Raw genomic sequence first — 1,069 nt, forward strand, 5'->3', positions numbered from 1 at the left:
TGGTGTGTGGTGGGTGGGATGCGGCGTGTGTGATGTTCACGTCGGGTTCGACGGGGCGGCCGAAGGGTGTGGTGGCTCCGCATCGGGCGTTGGTGTCGACGTTCGTGGGTCCGGATTATCTGGAGTTCCGGGCTGATGACGTGTATTTGCAGTCGTCGCCGGTGTCGTGGGACGCGTTTGCGCTGGAGGTGTTCTCGGCGCTGTTCCATGGTGGGCGGACGGTGTTGCCGGTGGGGTCGCGGACGGATCTGGATGAGATCGCGGGGCTGGTGGCCGGGTGTGGTGTGACGGTGCTGCAGTTGTCGGCGAGTTTGTTCAACGTGCTGGTGGATGACTGTCCGGGGTTGTTCGCGGGGTTGCGGACGGTGATGACGGCGGGTGAGGCCGCGTCGGTGTCGCATGTGGCGCGGGTGTGTGAGCGTCATCCGGGGCTTCGGGTGCTGAATGGTTATGGGCCGGTGGAGTCGATGGGCTTCACCACCAGTCAGTTGGTGGAGTCGGTGGTGGAGGGTGCGGCTTCGGTGCCGATCGGGGTGCCGTTGGCCGGCAAGCAGGTGTTCGTGCTGGACGGGTGGTTGCGGCCGGTGCCGGTGGGGGTGCCGGGGGAGTTGTATGTGGCGGGGTCGGGTCTGGCGCACGGGTATGTGGGGCGTGCGGGTCTGACGGGGGAGCGGTTCGTTGCGTGTCCGTTCGGTGGGGCGGGTGAGCGGATGTATCGGACCGGGGATCTGGGGCGTTGGCGTGCGGATGGTGCGCTGGAGTTTCTGCGCCGTGCGGATGATCAGGTGAAGGTGCGGGGGTTCCGGATCGAGCCGCGGGAGATCGAGGCGGCTCTGACGCGGCATGAGCGGATCGTGCAGTGCGCGGTCGTGGTGCGGGAGGACCGGCCCGGTGACAAGCGCCTGGTCGCCTACATCGTGCCTGTTCCGGGCAGCCGCCTGGATACCGAGGAGGTGCGCCGGTTCGTTGGCGGGGCGCTGCCTGAGTACATGGTTCCGGCCGCGTTCGTCGCACTCGACGCGCTGCCGCTGACCACCAACGGCAAGCTCGACCGCAAGGCCCTGCCCGA

The 1,069-nt window shown here is 67.7% G+C and carries 1 protein-coding gene; it reads left to right on the forward strand.

The genetic code is table 11. The annotated features are described in order from the left end of the window. Positions 1-32: 32 nt before the first annotated feature. Positions 33-1,069, forward strand: a 1,037-nt coding sequence (locus AB0E07_RS39850; RefSeq protein ID WP_362263395.1) for an AMP-binding protein, incomplete at its 3' end; no start/stop codon positions are given.

It is taken from the genome of Streptomyces sp. NPDC048002 (assembly GCF_040653275.1).
GTDB lineage: Bacteria > Actinomycetota > Actinomycetes > Streptomycetales > Streptomycetaceae > Streptomyces.